Genomic DNA, 2,080 nt, shown 5'->3' on the forward strand with positions numbered 1-2,080 from the left:
CTCAAGCCTTGATAGCTCTGGATCGCGGGGCGTTTTCCTGCTATCGTACTTGAAGTCGCCTCAGGCAGGGTAGCTCAGAGGTAGAGCAGGAGACTCATAAGCTCTTGGTCGCGGGTTCAATTCCCGCCCCTGCCACCAAAAGAAAAGAGAGGCCATTGGCCTCTCTTTTCTTTTGGTAGTAGTGAAAAAGGGAATTGAACCGGGTTCAACTTTCCCAATACCTTTTGAGCAACGCGAAGGGAAAGTTAGCGCAACGCTTCATGTGCGCTTCAGATCGCGAATGCGTTGAAAGCACGTGAAAGTGAGCGTCTTCCCGCCCCTGCCGAAGAGGCATAATCATTGACCAGAAGCCGTTTTTGTGGTACAAGTACCCGCGTGAAAGCATTCCTCATTACCTGGGATCGGAATGAACAAATCGATCCCAAAAAGCTTCAAAAAGGGCTGGGTGTGGTATTCAACTCTCGGGACTGTCCCTCGGTTCAAGAGATAGATACCCAATCTGACGAATACATGCTCCTTATCAGCTCCCAACCCGTCTCGCCCGAGAAGATAGCGGAGATCATGGAGCGACGGTACAACGACAAAGTGAGGGATGAACAGGTCTTCGAGATCTAGCTGTCACTCAGATCAGGCCCCGGAAGTAATCTTCTGGGGCTTTTTTATATGAAAATCTCCCCTTTACGGGGAGATAAGAACCCACATAGGCACTCCAGGTAACCGCCAGGTTTCCTGCCTAGCTCCGTACTGCTCAGTCCAGTCGGCAATATGCAAGGCAGTCGCATACTTTTCCACCACGCGCGTGTTGTGCTGGAAAACCTGGAAGGTCCAAGGGGAGTTCCCGTCCGCAAACGTGCGGTGCAGGGAATTCTCGCAAGCCCGGCACCGGATCATTATGGCCTGCCAATGATTGTGGCGGGTACCAAAGACGTGGTGACCCACTGCCGGCTCCTGTATTGAAAGTTTCTTTCCACATACTTCGCAAGCATCCCCGAGAAGGGATATACGAAATTGTTTCGCATTGAGAAATTTCTTGTTTTCCCTACTTCGTAAGCGTCTATTTGCCATATTTCGTCCCTTTTTTCCATCGTCGCCCGTAAAACGCTCAACGTCAATAATGCCTCATGCGTACGACAACCCTCTTATTCAAACAAAAAGACCGCCCTCTCGGACGGCCTTTTAACTGCATACTGCACATCTCTGTGCCAGGCGCTCACTCACTACTTCATACCACATTCACACAACTCACTGTCAAGTTGTGGTCCTCCCGACGGGACTCGAACCCGTATGCAGTGCGGAGTGAGCGCCTGTTCTATCCACTTGATATACGGGAGGACTATTCCTGTATATTTGCTAGGCCCCAGCAAATCACTAGATGTCCAACTTTTCGTATTTGAGACTTCCTCTATACTGTGGATATGAAAATCGCCATCTTCTCAGACTCCCACGATCATCTTGATCATCTACAAGCCGCCATTACCTACGTAAAAGCACAGGGTATAACCACCGTGCTTCACCTAGGTGACTTTTGTGCCCCTCCTGTATTTGAGGTGCTCGGTGAATCAGGACTCCAATGGTACGGCGTTTGGGGCAATGTGGATGGCGACCGCCTCATGTGCTGGCTTCGGGTTAAGGATGCTGGAAACGTAGACATTGGTACGGACGATTTCCGTGAATTGGAAATTGGCGGAAGAAAACTCTTCCTCACCCACTATCCAAGGATTGCCCAGATAGCTGCTGCCTCCGGTGAGTTTGACGCTGCGTTTCACGGCCATGACCACATTGCCGCTGCAGAGCTGATTAAAACAAATGGAGGACCTCACAGTGAGACCCTCCTGGCCAACCCTGGTGAACTGGGTGGCTTTCGCTTTGGAACGCCCACTTTTGGTATTTACGATACGGATACCAATACTCTGGAGCACATTACCCTCTAGTCACGCATCCACATAAGCGCACAGCCGCCAAGGATTGCCACGATGAGGATAAGAACGGCGCCGTCTACCCAGTGAAGGTCTCTGGTTTCCGTTTGTTTTTCACCCACCACAGCAACAGTTGCCGTACCCGTACCAGGTGCGCGAAGAAG

At 50.9% G+C, this 2,080-nt stretch carries 2 protein-coding genes and 2 tRNA genes; 3 read left to right on the forward strand and 1 reads right to left on the reverse strand.

Annotation, left to right across the window (positions count from 1 at the left end):
- Nucleotides 1-63: 63 nt before the first annotated feature.
- Together VLA04_02235 and VLA04_02240 are read left to right on the forward strand one after the other, a co-directional pair.
- Nucleotides 64-138 (forward strand) — tRNA-Met (locus VLA04_02235).
- 237 nt (nucleotides 139-375) lie between these two features.
- Nucleotides 376-615 carry a hypothetical protein gene (locus tag VLA04_02240; protein ID HSI20508.1) on the forward strand — a complete coding sequence of 80 codons (240 nt, stop codon included), beginning with the start codon at nucleotides 376-378 and terminating at the stop codon, nucleotides 613-615.
- A gap of 641 nt (nucleotides 616-1,256) precedes the next feature.
- On the opposite strand, the gene VLA04_02245 is transcribed toward VLA04_02240, so the two are convergent.
- Nucleotides 1,257-1,332: transfer RNA gene (locus VLA04_02245), tRNA-Val, on the reverse strand.
- Between the two features lie 83 nt (nucleotides 1,333-1,415).
- On the opposite strand from VLA04_02245, the gene VLA04_02250 reads away from it, so the two are divergent.
- Entirely contained in the window at nucleotides 1,416-1,931 is a 516-nt protein-coding gene (locus tag VLA04_02250) for a metallophosphoesterase family protein (GenBank protein ID HSI20509.1), read from the forward strand.
- Nucleotides 1,932-2,080: the final 149 nt, after the last annotated feature.

This window comes from Verrucomicrobiia bacterium, assembly GCA_035460805.1.
Classification (GTDB): Bacteria; Patescibacteriota; UBA1384; order CAILIB01; family CAILIB01; genus DATHWI01.